This window comes from Kitasatospora sp. NBC_01300 (genome assembly GCF_041435235.1).
Taxonomy (GTDB): domain Bacteria; phylum Actinomycetota; class Actinomycetes; order Streptomycetales; family Streptomycetaceae; genus Kitasatospora.
The window spans coordinates 7,228,099-7,243,201 of record NZ_CP108408.1 but is presented as its reverse complement, the minus strand read 5'-3'; the positions used below and the strand labels follow the sequence as shown (position 1 = coordinate 7,243,201).

Genomic DNA, 15,103 nt, shown 5'->3' with positions numbered 1-15,103 from the left:
GGCGCGGGGGCGCGTGCGGTACGCGCGCGTACGGCGCGGGCGGTGCGCATGCGGCGGGCACGCGGCGTGTGCGTGCGCGCGGGGCACCCGGTTCGGTGGTGCAGGGAGCTCGCGGGCCGGGCCCGGCGGTGGCCGGGCGGACGGTCGCCAGACGCTCGGACGGTATCACCGGCGCGGCGCGTTCGGCGACGGCCGAGCACCGTCTCCGAGGCCCAAGCAATTTTATTAGGAAACTTTCCTTATCTTATAGACCGCCGTCGGCCGCAGACCGTACTCTGCTGCCGCGAGCTCGCTCTCTCGCTTCCACGGGCGCCCGTTTCGACCGGCGCGCCATCCCCCACTGCCTCCGGCGGCACCGCCCCGGAGATCGGAGCACACCCATGCGAGTTTCCCGAACCCGACGCCTCGCCGCCGCCACGGCGGCAGCCGCCCTGGTCGCCGGTGCGGCCTGGGCCGCCACCTCCGCCTCGGCCGCCACCGCCACCACCCCCGCCCGGGCGACCGCCGCGGCCGTGCAGCGGGCGTCCGCAGGCGGCCTGACCCCCGATCAGCACCGCCGGGCCGACCAGCTGATCAGCATCTTCGAGAACAGCACCACCGAACTCCAGTACGGCTACGCCGAGAACATCAACGACGGCCGCGGCGTCACCGCCGGCCGCGCCGGCTTCACCACCAACGACGGCGACGCGCTCAAGGTCGTCCGCGCCTACACCGCCGTCTCCCCCGACAACCCGCTCGCCCGTTTCATCCCCGAGCTGGAGCGCCTGGCCGCCGCCGGCAGCGGCGACACCAGCGGCCTGCCCGAGAGCGACTACGTCGCCGCCTGGAAGCAGGCCGCCCAGGACGCCGCCTTCCGGCAGGTCCAGGACGACCAGGTCGACCAGCGCTACTTCACCCCCGCCATGAACCAGGCCGACCAGCTCGGCCTCACCACCGCCCTCGCCCGCGCCGAGCTGTACGACGCCTCCATCCAGCACGGCAACGGCAGCGAGTACGACGCCCTGCCCGCCCTCATCAGCCGCACCAACGCCAAGGTCGGCCCGCCGTCCGGCGCCGGCGAGAGCACCTGGCTGAACGCCTTCTTCGACGTCCGCGTCGACGACCTCACCAACCCGGCCAACTCCTCCACCGCCGACGAATGGAGGAAGTCCGTCGACCGGGTCGAGTGCCTGCGCCGGATCGCCGCCACCGGCAACTACAACCTGGACGGTCCGCTCAGCGTCACCGCCTTCGGATCCGGCTACACCATCGACTGACCGACCCGCACCCGTCGAGCCCGGGGTCCGGCGTGTGGGACCGGACCCCGGCCCGGCGGGGCCCGCCCCGACGCCCCGACCCGGCGGGGCGCGGCCGCGCCGGGCGATCCGACCGCCGGTGGCAGCAGGGAGCCGGGACTCCCCGCCGCCACCGGCGGTCCGCGCTTCCGCTCCGCCCGTCCGCCCACCGTCCGTGCTCTCACCGTCCGTCCTCGTTCGTCGGCTGACGGGTGCCCTACGATCGACCGAATGAGCACAGCAGGACGGACTACGGCCACGGACGGGGCGCCGCAGCCCGTCGCCCTCGCTCCACTGTCAGGGCCTGGACAACCGCCGTGGAACCGGCAGCGGCTCCGGAGCAACAACGAGTGGCTCCTGCTGGAGCGGCTGCGCTGCCACGGCCCGCTCTCCCGGGCCCAACTCGCCCGCGACACCGGGCTGTCCAAGCCGACCGTCTCCACCGCACTGGCCACCCTCGAACTCGCCGGACTCGCCCGCGAGGCCGGCAGGTTCGCCCCCGAGCGCGGCCGCACCGCCGTCCTGTACGAGACCGATCCGGCCGCCGGGCACGTCCTCGGGCTCGACATCGGCCGGGCCCGGCTGCGGGTCGCCGTCGCCGACCTGTCCGGATGCGTCGTCGCCCGCCGCGACCTGCCCAACCGTGGACGCTCGGCCAACGCCGTCGCCGACGCCGTCGTCGCGGCCGCCCGCGAGGCCGTCGCCGAGGCGGGGCTGCCCGGCACCGCCGTCGCCCACACCGTGGCCGGCACGCCCGGGGTCTGGGACGAGCGCAGACGCAGCGTCAGACTCGCCGCCAGCCTGCCCGGCTGGGGCCGCCCCGGCCTGTTCGACCGAATAGCCGACGGCCTGGGCACCACCGTCACCGTCGCCAACGACGCCAACCTCGCCGCCGTCGGCGAGTACACCTACGGCGCGGGCGCGGGCAGCCGGCTCTTCGTCTACCTACTGGTCGGCACCGGGCTCGGCCTGGGGGTGGTCAAGGACGGCGAACTGCTGACGGGGGCGCACGGCGCGGCCGGCGAACTCGGACTGCTGCGCCTGCCGGGCTGCGCCTCCGCCACCAGCACCAGCACCAGCACCAGCACCGGCACCGGCACCGGCACCGGCACCACCCTGGAGGAGACCGTCTCCGCCGACGCCGTGGTGCGCACCGCCCTCGGCCTCGGGATGCGACGGCCGCTCACCGCCGAGAAGGTGTTCACCCGGGCCAGGCTCGGCGAGCCCGCCGCGGTCGAGGCCGTCCGGCAGGAGGTGGACCGCCTGGGCCACGTCCTCGCCGTCGTCGCGGCGCTGCTCGACCCGGACGTGGTGGTGCTCGGCGGCGGCATCGGGCGCAGCGCCGACCTGCTGCTGCGCCCGTTGGAGCAGGCCCTCTACGAGCGATCCCCGCTACGGCCCCGGCTGGAGCCGAGCCGGCTCGGCCAGGACGCCGTCCTGCTGGGCGCCGTCGCCACCGCCCTGGAGGCGGCCCGCCCCGAGGTCTTCGAGCGGCGCACGGCCCCCGTCCCGGGCTGACGGGCTAACCGGCCTGCGGTCCGTCAGGTGCGGGCGGGCAGGGCGGCGTCCAGCAGCACGCGGGCGGCCGCCTTGGCGTCGGCGGCGGCGCTCGGGTCGCCGTGCACGGCGGCGGTGGTCATCGCCCCCTCGGCGAGCAGCGCCAGCTGGGCGGCGGTGGCGGGCGGGGCACCGGCGGCCTCGGCCAGGCAGGCGAGGTAGGCGTTGAACTCCTCCTTGTGCTGCCGGGCGGTCGCCGCGACCCCCGGTGAGACGGCGCCCAGTTCGCCGAAGGAGTTGACGAACGCGCAGCCCCGGAAGCCGGGTTCGGCGAACCAGCGGCCGAGCCAGTCGAAGACGGCGAGCAGTTGGTCGCGCGGCGGCGTGGCGGCGCCGGCCACGTAGGCGGCGAGATCCGCCCGCCAGCGCCCGTCCCGGCGCCGCAGGTACGCCTCGACCAGGTCGTCCTTGGACGGGAACTGCTGGTAGAGCCGGCGCATCGTCAGGCCGGAGGCCGCCCGGACGGCGTCCATGCCGACCGCCTGGATGCCCTGCCCGTAGAACAGTTCCTCGGCCGCGTCGAGGATCAGGCCCCGCGGGTCGTGCTGGTCCATCTGCCGTGCCCTTTGCGTGAGAACGATGGTTCTCCTAGGGTAGCCGCTACAGTGAGAACGACCGTTCTCACCGTCGGCTCCGCCATACCCGAGGAGACTCCCGTGACCGAACAGCGCCCTCCCCTGCCCCCGTTCACCCCGGAGACCGCCCGACGGAAGGTCCGCGCCGCCGAGGACGCCTGGAACACCCGCGACCCCCACCGCGTCGCCCTCGCCTACACGCCCGACAGCCGGTGGCGCAACCGCACCGAGTTCCTCACCGGACGCGAGCAGATCGCCGACTTCCTGACCCGCAAGTGGCACCGCGAACTCGACTACCGCCTCGTCAAGGAGCTGTGGGCGCACGACGGCGACCGCATCGCCGTCCGCTTCGCCTACGAGTGGCACGACGACTCCGGCCAGTGGTACCGCTCCTACGGCAACGAGAACTGGGAGTTCGACCGCGACGGCCTGATGGCACACCGCCACGCCGCCATCAACGACCTGCCGATCACCGCCGCCGAACGCCTCTTCCACTGGCCGCTCGGCCGGCGCCCCGACGACCACCCCGGCCTCACCAGCCTCGGACTCTGACGCAGCGTCAAGCTTTGTTCCCAGCAGGGCAGCTGTTGTTCCACGACCGTGACACGGCTCGCACCGGCCGCTGAACTCCCCCTGGGAAGCTCCTCCTCGAACGCGAACAGCACCCGAGGGGGGACCTGGAAATGTCCGTGCGCAACAGATTCGGCACCACCGCCGCGCTCGCCGTGATGACCACCGTCGGCGCCGTGCTGCTCTCCGCCTGCGGCCCCGACAACACCGGCTCGGACGCCGCCGCCCCCGGCAGCGCGGCGCCCGGCGCCACCGCTCCGGGGGCCCCGGCCCCGGGCGGCTCCGCCCGCCCGAGCACCCCCGCGCCAGGCACCCCCGCCCCGGGCACCCCCTCCCACGGCACCCCCGCGCCGGGCACCAAGGAGGTCAACGGCACCAGCGCCGCCAACCACCTGACCATCAGCACCGGCACCCGGGCCGTCACGATGAACGGCACCACCGTCGACTTCGGCACCGTCGTCCGCGACCTCGCCTGGTCCGCCGACGGCAAGCGGGCGGCCTTCATCAACGGCAACGGCGACCTCGTCGTCGCCGACCCCGACGGCGGCGCGAAGGCCACCCTCGCCACGGCCCCCGGCGGCGAGACCTGGTCCCACCCCACCTGGCAGCACGCCGCGCAGGGCCCCAGCGACCTCCCCGAATCCGCCGAACGCTTCGACACCATCGTCTTCGCCGCCGCCAGGGGCGGCGTCCTGCGCCTGGAGAAGATCCCCACCAAGGCCGTCGGCGGCACCCCCGAGGTGCTCACCCCGCGCACCTCCCTGGACGGCAGCGCGGACAGGCCGCAGCCGCCGCAGACCGGCAACACCTGGGCCGACGCCGGCGGCCGGCACGGCGAGATCGTCTACGCCAACACCCCCGCCGGCGAGGTCTACCTCTACGACGACTACATCCGCCCCGCCACCCGCGACCTGGGCCACGGCTCCCAGCCGGCCCTCTCCCCCGACGGCGAACACGTCGTCTTCGTCCGCTCCGTCGACGGGCACGACCACCTGTTCACCCGCTCCAGCCGGATCGACCAGCAGGACGAGAAGGACCTCACCCCCGCCGCCGCCACCGACTACACCGAACCCGCGTGGTCCCCCGACGGCCTGACCATCGCGGCCCGCACCCCCGACGGCGTCAGCACCCTCCCCGCCGACGGCTCCGCCGCCCCGGCCCCGGTCTCTACCGTCAAGGGCCTCCCCGCCTACCGGCCGTGAGCCCCCGGAACATGGTGAGCAGCTGACGGCGGAGGGGGCGCGGCGGCCGCCGCGCCCCCTCCGCCGTCGGGCACTCAGGAGATGCAGGAGATCGTCAGCCTGATGCTCGGGGGCGGGGGCGGCGAGTCGAGGTAGGGGGCGATCCAGACGATGATGCCCCTGCCGCCGTCGCTGTCCCTCCACTGCCACCGCTGGTTCGCGCCGAGCCTGGTCCCGTCGCCGTTGGTGATGATCCAGTCGTTGTCCGGGTGCAGTCCCTCGGGGCAGATGGCGGTGACGCCGCTCGGGGAGCCCGTGGCGGACACGGTCTCGGGCAGGTTGTCGGCCTGGGCGGGGCCGGCGAGGGTGGCTGTCAGTGCCACCGCCGCCAGGCCCACGCCGGCGATTCGTCCGGGGCGCATGGATGTCCTCTCGTCGGACGGCCCCCTCGGATGGGGGCCGAGCGGTCACATCCGTTGCCACGGCGCCGCATCCGCACGCCGATCGCGCCGTACTCCACTCTTCTGCGCCGGGTGGGGGCGCGCCGGCGGCCTCGGACGCAGGACGGCCGGGGCGGGTGGACGTGGACCGTTGAACCCGGGCGGCCCGATCATCCGTCGTTCACAAGGGGCTTGAGGAATCGCCCGCACGGGTTCGGGCCGGCGCACCGCGAGCGTCAGGCCTACGCAAGGGACGCGTATGGATCGAGACAAAGTGGCACTGATCGGCTGACCGGAATGCCATATTTTGTCCCGCCCATCACAGAACTCGCAAGGAGAGCACGTGCGTTCGACGAAGAAGCTGTCGGCCCTGGCCGCAGGGATGAGTGCCGTGGCCGTCCTGGGTCTGGCGGGGCCCGCGATGGCCGACGGCTCGTACGACCCGGCCCAGGACAACTGCAACGCCGCCAACACGGTGACTCCCGGCTCGACCAGCCTGGTGTGGTGCATCGAGGCGGCGAAGCACACCTCGGAGCTCAAGAACCGGGCCCGCGGCGAGTACGTCCAGGGCACGCTCGACATGCTGATCAGGATGACCGGCGGCAGCTACAACGTCATGGTCTTCAACATCAAGGGCGACAACGCCTTCGGAGACCCCTGGTACGTCCACAACTACGAGCAGAACCTCCAGAACGTCGCCTTCACCTACGACGTCGACTACCACGACAAGACCTCGCGCGAGGACCAGACCTATCGGATCTGGGTCTTCTCCGGCGGCGGCAGCTTCGCCAACGGCTTCGACGGCGGCTGGGGCAACTGGGGGTTCTACGGCCTCTTCACCCGGACCACCCGCGAGCACACCTGGACGTACCCGAGGGGCACGGGCAGCGCCGGTCAGCGCTACAACCACACCGACGGCGTCGTGAACTTCTCCCCGATGGCGTCCCCCGGCGTACCGAGGGACCCGGGCACTCCCGCGCCGGGCGGGCTGCCGGCCACCCTGATCGTCCCCGGGATGCCGCGGGACCCCGGCACGCCGTACGACCCCGGGGTGCCCGCCACGCCGGCCAGGCCTCCCCACACCGGCCAGCCCGGCGGTCCGGCCGAGCCCGGCACCAAGCCCGGCACCAAGCCGGGCACCGGCACCCCCACCGGCTCCGGCCGGCCCGCGCTCAACACTCCCGTGCACCTGCGGACCGTCAACAACCTCGCCGCCGTCGCCACCGGCTCCGGCGAGGGCGCCTCCGTGATCGCCGGGAAGCCGGGCGACGCGGGCGGCACCTGGACGTTCCGCGACGCGGGCGGCGGCCGCTACCGGATCACCAGCGCGCTCGGGCGGGACCTCACCGAGAACACCGGCACCTACTTCGCCGACACCAAGGGCTGGAAGGGCGCTTCGGAGCAGAAGTGGGAGGTGAAGAACGTCTCGGGCGACCGGTACGTGATCCGGATCAGCGACCAGGACTGCCTGACCTACCACGAGGACGACAAGGAGCTCGGGGTGTGGACCTGCGACGGCTCCGCCGAGCAGCAGTGGACCATCTCCCGCTGACCGTCACGCCGTCCCTCCCACCGCACGGGCGGCGGGCGGGACGGCGGATGTCCTTCGGACGGACAAGGCCGCCGGAGAGGCCTAGCGGAACAGGCGGTCGCCGCTGTTGGCCATGCGGTGGGTGCCGCTGTGGCGGTTCACCCAGTCGCGGACGAGGTTGATGGCGTTGGCGCACTGCCAGCTGTTGTCGTACTCGCGCACGCCGGTGAAGGCGCCGTAGCCCGCGATGATGCCGTCCACACCCGCGTCGCCGAGCAGCTTGTCGACGTACCACGGGTCGTTGTAGGTGGTCGTCCAGGACAGCGTGGCCGCGAGCCGCCCGGCGGCGCGGTCCCCGGCCCCCTTCTTCAGCTCCGCACACGTGTTGTAGGTGGCCTCCGTGCAGTTGCCGAAGCCCTTGGTGATGTCGGAGTCGCCGTAGTCCATCGCCCGGTGACCGGCCGGGAATCCGGAGCCGGACCGGTTGAAAGCGCCCTGGACCTGGTCACGGGTGCCGGTGGACGTGATGCCCTCCAGCGGGCCGAGCCTGCCTTCCAGGCTCTGCCAGCCCCTGCCGCCGACGTCCGGGGTGTTGCCGCCGTGGTACTCGAAGAAGCCGTAGAGCACCTGGATCCCGGCGGCCGTCAGCCGCTGCGCCTTGTCACGCAGTCCGGCGACACTGCACGTGCGGTTGGGCTGCTCCCCGCAGTAGTTCGGGTCCTTGATGTCCAGCCAGACCAGCGACAGCCGGCGCCCGGCGTTGGCGTTGGAGAGAATGCGGTCGATCATGCTGTCGAAGCTGGGGCCCAGGCGGTTCTCACCGGCCGAGGAACAGTCGTGGTAGGCGCGCCATTCGTTCGGGTTCCACCAGGCGCAGACGTCGATCTCGATGGCGTTGGCGCCGTGGCCGAGCGCGGCGTCCACCCCGTCCAGGGTGTCGACCCGGTGCGCGATGGCGTAGATCGCGTGCCGCGAATCGGCCGCCGCCGCAGCGGTCGTACCGAGCGCGGTGAGGCCGACGATCCCGCACAGTGCCGCCAGCAGCGCCAGCACCTTCCGCGGGCCGGTGCCGTGCCTGAGGTGAGTGGTCAAGAAACGTACTCCTCGATGTCGGTGCCCTGGAGCCGTCGCTGACGGACGGCCACCCCCGATCCAGGAACTGGTCATGTCCGCCTCAGTCTGTCACTGGTTCGTGCCCGGTACGGGGCGAACCGCGCGAATCCTCCGCTAAAGTCCGCCGCGCGAGGCCAACTCGGCCCGCAGCGCGGGCAAGTGCTCGTCGGCGGACTCGTGCGGCAGGAACTCGACCGGGTCCAGGAAGCGGAAGAGCACCCGGCTCTCGGTGACGGCGAACTCGTAGTCGCCGAACCCGACCACCGCCCCCGTGCCGCCCCGCACCGCCCCGCGGACGGCGGCCGCCGTCAGCTCGTCCGCGCCGCCGGGCGCCGTCGTCCGGCGCCGGGCGTTCGGCCGGGCCAGGTACGGGCACACCATCGCCGCGTAGAGCATGCAGGCCCGGTGGCCGGGCCCCTCCGTCGTCGGCGCGAGATTGCGGTACGGCCGCCCCCCGGCGAGCGCGGCCGCGATCGCCGCGCTCTCCGCCGCTCCGACCACGCGCCACACCGGGCCCCGGGCCATGAACCCTCCGCACACCGAACAGAGGCGCTCCAGCGCGCAGTTCGCGCTGCGCTCGTGGTCGGTCAGCGCGAACTGCGGCTCGCCGCCCCGCCACGGCGTGATCGCCGGCACCGGATAGCCCCGGACGTCCCGGGGCCGCTCCCCCACCCGCTCCGGCATCGGTACGGCATCGAATCGCACGCCCCCATCCTCACCGCCCACCGCGCCGCTGTCGACCTCGGACGCGACGGCCGCCCCGCGCGACGGGCGCGGGGCGGCCGGTGGTCCGGAGGCGGCTCCTGGCGGACGGTCAGGGCGGCGGGACTCAGTTCCAGATGCCGGTGATGTCAGCGGCGTTGGCCGCGTTGCCCGCGTGGGTGGTGGCGCCGGCGAGGTCCTCCAGGGTGCGCAGCACGTTGTAGTGGTTGTAGGTCGCGGAGGAGGTGCTGCCGGGGGTGACGTGGGCGCCGTAGAAGACGGTCGGGATGCGGTTGCCCGCGAGCCGGTTGTCCTCGTCGAAGGTGACCACGAGCAGGCTGTTGTGGCTCTTGGCCCAGGTGGCGTAGGCGCCGAGGTTGTTCTTGATCCAGGTGTCGCCGGTGCCGACCGAGCAGTCGTGCATGTCGCTGCAGAGGTTCGGTACGACGAAGGAGACGTTCGGCAGGGTGGTGTAGTCGGTCGGGAACTGGGCGAAGGTCCTGGCCGAGTTCAGCGGGACGTTGCCGAAGCCGAACCAGGGGTTGTGCTTCTGCGCGTACTTGCCGCTGCTGCACGTGGTGCTGCCCTGGGCGGGCAGGGTCTCGTTGTAACTGGCCCAGGTCCTGCCGGCGGCGGTGACCTCGGAGGCCAGGTTGGGGCCCTGGAGGGCGCCGACGGAGACGCAGCTGTCGTCGGTGACGCCCTGGGTGGAGCCGGAGAACAGGGCGTAGTAGTTCGGCTGGCTGGGGTGGGTGATGCCGAACGACTGGGTGAGGTTGGCGCCGCCGGTGGCCAGGGAGTTGAGGTAGGGCGCGCTGCTGCTGCCGACGACCTGGTTGTAGGCGTGGTTCTCCATCACCACGACGACGATGTGGTCGGGCGCGGGCAGGGCGGCGGCCTGCGCGGTGGAGGCGGTGGCGGCCCAGAGGCCGGCGGAGGCCGCGACCAGCGCGGCCACCGAGCCGAGGGCGGTGGCGGTGCGGCGGGAGCCGGGCTTGGTGGACGAAGTCATGACAATTCCTTGGGTAGGGAGCGGCCCGGGCGCGGACGTCGATCGGGCCGGCGACGAACCGGTCTAGTAGGGCGTGCCGTTGGCGAAGTCGCGGGCGGCGGTGGACTCGACGGCGGTCAGCACGCCGGAGTCGGTGGTGATCAGGCCCAGTTCGCGGTTGTTGTTCAGCGAGTTGTCGGAGAAGTTCTCCGAACCGGCGAACACCTTGGCCGAGGGCGTGCCGTAGTCGGCGACGATCGCCTTGGCGTGGATGTACAGGGCCGTGGTGTTGGAGTAGGTGACCACCTTGCCGCCGGCTGCGACCACCTGGTCGAAGTAGCTGTCGTAGGACGAGAAGTTCATCCCGACCACGCGCACCGCGACGCCCCGGCCGGCGGCCGCGGCGACCGCGTCCACCAGGGCCTGGTCGCCGAACTCCAGCTGCTCCAGGTCCAGCGTGTGCTGCGCGCCGTTGATCAGGTCCAGCAGGCGGGCCTGCGAGTCGGTGGGCGACCAGACCAGGTTGTCGCCGTCGGAGGGGGTGATCGAGGTCTGGGCGTAGTCGGCGGCGAAGACCTGCTCGATCGCGGCGACGTCGTTGGCGTCGGTGTCGACGACGCCGTAGTCGCGGCTGCTGGAGTAGTAGGTGGAGTCCAGGTTCCCGGTCAGGATCAGGGACTTGGCGCCGTCCACGGTGACGGTCTTCTGGTGGGTGTAGACGAACGCGGAGGAGGAGTACGTCACCCCGACTCCGGCGGCCCGCAGGGCCGAGTAGGCGGCGCCGTTGACCGAGCTGTGCTTCCCGTCGAGGATCACCCGGACCTTGACGCCGGCCTGCTGGCGGCCGATCAGGGCGTTGACGGCGGTGGTGTCGCGCAGCTCGTACATCGTCACGTCCACCGAGCGGGTGGCCGAGTTGATGAGGTCGTAGACGACGCCGTGGTCCTGGTCCGGGAACACGATCGGCGTGTACGTGGCGGCGGTGGCGGCCCGGGCGGTGCCGGACAGCGGTATCAGACCGGCGGCGGCGAGCAGCAGCGCGCCGACCCGGCGCGCGGAGGTGGCCAGGGGCATGCGGAACTCCACGATCGATGAGGGGGAAGGCCTGGGCGAAGGTGCGGGAGCACGCGCGAGGCGCCCGAACAGCATCGGGTGGATCGGTCGACGCGGGTAGACGACAGCAGGTAAAACCTTGACCCCGGGTCGGGAAACGGATGGTGCACCCGATCGGGTTCACTTTGCCAGCCGCGGGCCCCTCCGGTGATAGTGGATCTTCGAGGACGTGGCCGACGCCGCGTCAGCCGAGTGAGAGAACAGAGGATCATGGCGAAGATCAGCCTTCTGCGTCCGCTCGCGGTGGCGGCCGCGGGTGTCGTCCTGCTGGCGACCGGGGCCGCGCAGGCCGTGGCCGCCGACCAGGGCACCACCGGCGCGCCCACCCCGGACACGGCCGCGGTGCGCGCCGCCCTCCAGGCCACCACCGACGCGGGCGCCCCGGGCGCCTTCGCGGTGATCCGCGACCACGGCGACGCCGAGACCACCCGCTCACTGGCCGTCGGCAAGGCCGATCTGGACGGCACCCCGATGAACTCCTCGTGGAGGTTCCGGGTCGGCAGCAACAGCAAGATGTTCAACGCCGTTCTCGTGATGCAGCTGGCGGAGCAGGGCCTGATCGACCTCGACAAGCCGCTGCGCGACTACCTGCCGGCCGGCACCCTGCCGGACACCTGGACCATGACGGGCCGCCAGGTCATGGAGCACCGCGCCGGGATCTACGATCACACCAACGACCTGCTGGAGCAGGCCGGCGAGGAGACCACCAGCGCCTTCGAGGCGCGCATCCGCACCAACGTGTACGCGCCGCGCGACCTGGTGGCGATGTCCGTCAAGCACGGCCAGCAGTACACGCCCGGGAGCCGGTACTCCTACTCCAACACCGACTTCGTCCTGATGGGCCTCGCGGTCGAGCACCTCACCGGCCGCCCCTACGAGGACGTCCTGCGCGAGCGGATCATCGAGCCGCTGGGCCTGAACAAGACCTCCTTCGTCGTGCCCGACCAGACGATCCAGGGCGCCCACGTCACCGGCTACCTCACCAACGACGACCGCACCAAGCCGCTGCTGGACTCCACCGAGCAGACCGGCTCCTGGGTGTGGACGGCCGGCGCGGTCATCTCCGACGCCGCCGACCTCGACCACTTCCTCACCGCGCTGATGGCCGGCAGCTCCGGCGGGCTGGTCTCGGACGACTCGCTGAAGCAGATGACGGCCGCCCTGGCCACCCCCACCGCCAAGATCAGCTACGGCCTCGGGCTGCGCCGCATCTCGCTGTCCTGCGGTGACGTGTACGGCCACGGCGGCATCGTCCAGGGCTTCCAGACCCAGTCGTTCGCCACCCCGGACGGCAAGCGCTCCGTCGTCGTGTTCGCCAACGCCTCCAACAACGGCTCCGTGACCCAGGGCCTGATGAACGCGCTGGAGCCGGCCTTCTGCGGCAAGAAGCCCGCCGTCGCGCCGCGGAACTCGTTCGCCCCGAGCGCCTTCGCCGAGAACCACACGCTGCCGGTGGTCGAGGACACCCGGATCTGACCGACCCGCACAGTCCGCCGCTCACGCGCCCGCACGGCCCACCCGCCGTGCGGGCGTGCGCGTTTCGGGCCCCAGGCCCCGGGCCCTCCCGGCGCGGGATTCACCCCGCCCGCCCGCCGGGCTCCCCGCCTCACCCCGTCCGGCGCCGCCCCTGCCGGGGGCCGTCCGCGCTGAGGTCGGTGAGCGCCTCGGTGAGGAGTTCGCGGGCCTCCTCGGCGCGGCCCTGCTCGATCAGGGCGGTGCCGAGCTCGGTGAGGGTCTTGGTCATGCTGTCCGGCCGGCCGATCTCCTCGTAGTGGGTCAGGGCCTGCCGGAAGGCCTTCTCGGCGGCCGGCCAGCGCCCCAACGCGGCGCGGTCCAGGCCGAGTTCGTGTGCCGTCATGGCCGCCGCCAGGTGCATCAGCGGCGAGGACCAGCGCTCCACCAGCTCCAGCGCGCCGGCCAGCGCCCGGCGGCGGGACTCCACCGCCTCCTCGGCCCGGCCCGAGTCGCGCAGGCAGTTGGCCGCGCCGCGCAGCGTGACCAGTCGGCCGATCCAGCCGGCGCGGCTGTTGACGGCGGCGAAGGCGTCCGCGGCCCGGTGGTAGGCGTCGATGGCCTCCCGGTGCCGGTGCAGGTGCCGGAGGCCCGCCGCGAGGTAGGTCAGCGCCCAGCCCTCCTGCTCGCGGGCGCCGATCCGGCGGGCCAGTTCCAGCCCCTCGTTGGCCAGCTCGATGCCGCGCTGGTAGCGGTGCAGGCAGGTGACGTACGTCCACGCCAGGTAGTTGACGTGGACGGCCTCGGCCAGCTGGTCGCCGCAGGCGCGGGCCGCGTCGACCGACAGCTGGAAGACCTCGGCCCAGATGTCCCAGCTCAGCAGCCGGTCGGAGAACCAGTGCATGGCCTCGGCGGTGTCGATCACCTCCCGGTGCCGGCCGGCGGCGAAGGCCTGGTGGAGGGCGGCCAGCCACTCCGGGTGCTCCTCCTCCAGCCAGCGCGCCGCCTCGGTGAGCGGCACCGGGGGGCCGGTGCGGTCCGCGTCGGCGTCGGGATCGGTGTCGGGGTCCGCCGTCGCGTGGTCCGGGTCGAACCGGAGGCCGTACTCGGCGGCCCGGTTCAGCAGCCAGTCACCGGCCCTGGCCCGGGCCTGCGCCACCGCCTCGGGGCCCTCGTCGGCACCGAGCCGCTCGCCCGCGTAGAGCCGGACCAGGTCGTGCAGCCGGTAGCGCTCCGGGGTGGCGAGCTGCACCAGCCCGGCGTCGATCAGCTGCTCCAGGACGAGTTCGGTCCGGCCGACCGGCAGGCCCGCGTAGGCGGCGGCGACGGCGGCGGTGAAGTCGTGCCCGGCGGTCAGTGCGGAGCGGCGCAGCACCAGCTGGGATTGGGCCGGCAGCCGCCGGTAGGACAGCGCGAAGGCCGGGCGGACGGCCAGGTCCCCGGTCTCCAGCAGGTCCAACCGGTTCTCCTCGGCGGCCAGTTGGCGCACCAGATGGCTGACCGGCTGCTGCGGGCGGGCCACCAGCCGCTGCCCGGCGATGCGCAGCGCGAGCGGCAGGTAGCCGCAGAGCCGGGCCAGTTCGGCGGTGGCGTCGGGCGCCGCGTCGATCCGCTCGCGGCCGGCGATCCGGGCCAGCAGGTCGGCGGCCTCGCCCGGGGCCAGGGCCTCCAGCCGCAGGCGGAGCACCGACTCCAGTCCGGGCAGGGCGTTGCGGCTGGTCACCAGGGTCACGGCGGGCCCGGAACCGGGCAGCAGCGGGCGCACCTGGCTCTCGTCGGCGGCGTTGTCCAGGATCAGGACGAGCCGGCGCTCGCGCACCAGGGCCCGGTAGAGGCCGGCCCGCTCCTCCGTCCCGGCGGGCACCGCGTTGTCGGCCACGCCCAGGGCGCGCAGCACCTGGCCGAGCGCGTCGCGGGCGGAGAGCGGGGTGGCGGCCATGCCGCCGAGGTCGAGCGAGAGCTGCCCGTCGGGGAAGAAGGGGGCCAGGGTGTGGGCGGCGTGCAGGGCGAAGGCGGTCTTGCCCAGGCCGGGCTGACCGCTGATCAGCACCACCCGGGGGTGGGCGGGCCGGTCGTCCTCGGCCAGCTCGGCCAGCAGGGCGAGGGCGTCCTCGCGGGCGGTGAAGTCGGCGATGTCGCGGGGCAGTGCGAGGGCGCCCGGCACGAGCGGGGCGGGGGGCGCGGTGTCCCCGGTCTCGGCGTCCCCGGTCTCGGCCGGTCCGGCCGGTCCGACGGGAGCCGGGACGGGGGCGAGGGCCGGGGCGGGGGCGGCCGGCCCGCGGGTGGGGGCGGCGGCCGACACCGGCCTGGTCCCCCGGGGGCGGCCGCACTGGGCGGCGCGGTCCAGCGCGGCGGCCTGCGGGGCGTCCAGGCCCAGCGTCTCGGCCAGGGCCCGGACGGTGCGCCGCTGCGGCCCGCGGGTGCGACCGCGCTCCATGTCACCGACGGCGCGCAGGCTGACGCCGGCCGCCGCGGCGAGCTCCTCCTGGGTCAGGCCCGCCGCCACCCGGTGCCCGGCCAGCAGGCGGCCGAAGTCGCCGGCCCCCTCGGAGTCCGTGCCCGTTCCCGTGCCGCTCACAGCCGTCATGTCCCGCCCCTGCTAGC

General features: G+C 73.5%; 13 protein-coding genes. 6 read left to right on the top strand and 7 right to left on the bottom strand.

Going from position 1 to position 15,103, the window contains the following annotated elements; all coding sequences use genetic code 11:
• Nucleotides 1-380: 380 nt before the first annotated feature.
• Complete coding sequence (locus OG556_RS31230) at nucleotides 381-1,256, top strand: chitosanase (RefSeq protein ID WP_371522025.1); 876 nt, start codon at nucleotides 381-383, stop codon at nucleotides 1,254-1,256.
• Nucleotides 1,257-1,505: 249 nt separating this feature from the next.
• A complete protein-coding gene (locus tag OG556_RS31225) occupies nucleotides 1,506-2,792 on the top strand; it encodes an ROK family protein (protein WP_371522023.1) in 1,287 nt (428 codons plus the stop codon).
• 23 nt (nucleotides 2,793-2,815) lie between these two features.
• Here OG556_RS31225 and OG556_RS31220 read toward each other — a convergent pair whose 3' ends face one another.
• On the bottom strand, nucleotides 2,816-3,385 hold the full coding sequence (locus OG556_RS31220) for a TetR/AcrR family transcriptional regulator (RefSeq protein ID WP_371522021.1): 570 nt from the start codon (nucleotides 3,383-3,385) through the stop codon (nucleotides 2,816-2,818).
• Between the two features lie 102 nt (nucleotides 3,386-3,487).
• Here OG556_RS31220 and OG556_RS31215 point away from each other — a divergent pair, with 102 nt between their 5' ends.
• Together OG556_RS31215 and OG556_RS31210 are read left to right on the top strand one after the other, a co-directional pair.
• A complete protein-coding gene (locus OG556_RS31215; RefSeq protein ID WP_371522019.1) occupies nucleotides 3,488-3,958 on the top strand; it encodes a DUF1348 family protein in 471 nt (156 codons plus the stop codon).
• Nucleotides 3,959-4,089: 131 nt separating this feature from the next.
• Nucleotides 4,090-5,178 (top strand): hypothetical protein, encoded by a 1,089-nt coding sequence (locus OG556_RS31210; RefSeq protein ID WP_371522017.1) that lies wholly within the window; start codon nucleotides 4,090-4,092, stop codon nucleotides 5,176-5,178.
• 74 nt (nucleotides 5,179-5,252) lie between these two features.
• Here the strand turns inward: OG556_RS31210 and OG556_RS31205 are convergent, their stop codons facing one another.
• Nucleotides 5,253-5,579 carry a hypothetical protein gene (locus OG556_RS31205; protein ID WP_371522015.1) on the bottom strand — a complete coding sequence of 109 codons (327 nt, stop codon included), beginning with the start codon at nucleotides 5,577-5,579 and terminating at the stop codon, nucleotides 5,253-5,255.
• 361 nt (nucleotides 5,580-5,940) lie between these two features.
• On the opposite strand from OG556_RS31205, the gene OG556_RS31200 reads away from it, so the two are divergent.
• Entirely contained in the window at nucleotides 5,941-7,149 is a 1,209-nt protein-coding gene (locus tag OG556_RS31200; RefSeq protein WP_371522013.1) for a hypothetical protein, read from the top strand.
• 81 nt (nucleotides 7,150-7,230) lie between these two features.
• Here the strand turns inward: OG556_RS31200 and OG556_RS31195 are convergent, their stop codons facing one another.
• The 4 genes from OG556_RS31195 to OG556_RS31180 all read right to left on the bottom strand — a co-directional run bounded on the left by OG556_RS31195 (nucleotide 7,231) and on the right by OG556_RS31180 (nucleotide 11,008).
• Nucleotides 7,231-8,220 carry a phospholipase gene (locus OG556_RS31195; protein ID WP_371522012.1) on the bottom strand — a complete coding sequence of 330 codons (990 nt, stop codon included), beginning with the start codon at nucleotides 8,218-8,220 and terminating at the stop codon, nucleotides 7,231-7,233.
• Between the two features lie 135 nt (nucleotides 8,221-8,355).
• The gene (locus OG556_RS31190; protein ID WP_371522010.1) at nucleotides 8,356-8,946 is read right to left on the bottom strand and encodes a hypothetical protein; all 591 of its coding nucleotides are present in this window, start codon (nucleotides 8,944-8,946) and stop codon (nucleotides 8,356-8,358) included.
• A gap of 124 nt (nucleotides 8,947-9,070) precedes the next feature.
• The gene (locus tag OG556_RS31185) at nucleotides 9,071-9,955 is read right to left on the bottom strand and encodes an alkaline phosphatase family protein (RefSeq protein ID WP_371522008.1); all 885 of its coding nucleotides are present in this window, start codon (nucleotides 9,953-9,955) and stop codon (nucleotides 9,071-9,073) included.
• Between the two features lie 63 nt (nucleotides 9,956-10,018).
• On the bottom strand, nucleotides 10,019-11,008 hold the full coding sequence (locus OG556_RS31180) for a phospholipase D-like domain-containing protein (protein WP_371522007.1): 990 nt from the start codon (nucleotides 11,006-11,008) through the stop codon (nucleotides 10,019-10,021).
• A 249-nt stretch (nucleotides 11,009-11,257) separates the two neighbouring features.
• Here OG556_RS31180 and OG556_RS31175 point away from each other — a divergent pair, with 249 nt between their 5' ends.
• A complete protein-coding gene (locus OG556_RS31175; RefSeq protein WP_371522006.1) occupies nucleotides 11,258-12,523 on the top strand; it encodes a serine hydrolase domain-containing protein in 1,266 nt (421 codons plus the stop codon).
• Between the two features lie 130 nt (nucleotides 12,524-12,653).
• Here OG556_RS31175 and OG556_RS31170 read toward each other — a convergent pair whose 3' ends face one another.
• Complete coding sequence (locus OG556_RS31170) at nucleotides 12,654-15,086, bottom strand: tetratricopeptide repeat protein (RefSeq protein ID WP_371522004.1); 2,433 nt, start codon at nucleotides 15,084-15,086, stop codon at nucleotides 12,654-12,656.
• Between the last annotated feature and the right edge of the window lie 17 nt (nucleotides 15,087-15,103).

Excerpts from the sequence above, each read along its gene's own strand:
- OG556_RS31205 (WP_371522015.1), bottom strand. The coding sequence starts at position 5,579 with ATGCGCCCCGGACGAATCGCCGGCGTGGGCCTGGCGGCGGTGGCACTG.
- OG556_RS31230 (WP_371522025.1), top strand. The coding sequence starts at position 381 with ATGCGAGTTTCCCGAACCCGACGCCTCGCCGCCGCCACGGCGGCAGCC.
- OG556_RS31225 (WP_371522023.1), top strand. The coding sequence starts at position 1,506 with ATGAGCACAGCAGGACGGACTACGGCCACGGACGGGGCGCCGCAGCCC.
- OG556_RS31210 (WP_371522017.1), top strand. The coding sequence starts at position 4,090 with ATGTCCGTGCGCAACAGATTCGGCACCACCGCCGCGCTCGCCGTGATG.
- OG556_RS31220 (WP_371522021.1), bottom strand. The coding sequence starts at position 3,385 with ATGGACCAGCACGACCCGCGGGGCCTGATCCTCGACGCGGCCGAGGAA.
- OG556_RS31185 (WP_371522008.1), bottom strand. The coding sequence starts at position 9,955 with ATGACTTCGTCCACCAAGCCCGGCTCCCGCCGCACCGCCACCGCCCTC.
- OG556_RS31180 (WP_371522007.1), bottom strand. The coding sequence starts at position 11,008 with ATGCCCCTGGCCACCTCCGCGCGCCGGGTCGGCGCGCTGCTGCTCGCC.
- OG556_RS31170 (WP_371522004.1), bottom strand. The coding sequence starts at position 15,086 with ATGACGGCTGTGAGCGGCACGGGAACGGGCACGGACTCCGAGGGGGCC.
- OG556_RS31175 (WP_371522006.1), top strand. The coding sequence starts at position 11,258 with ATGGCGAAGATCAGCCTTCTGCGTCCGCTCGCGGTGGCGGCCGCGGGT.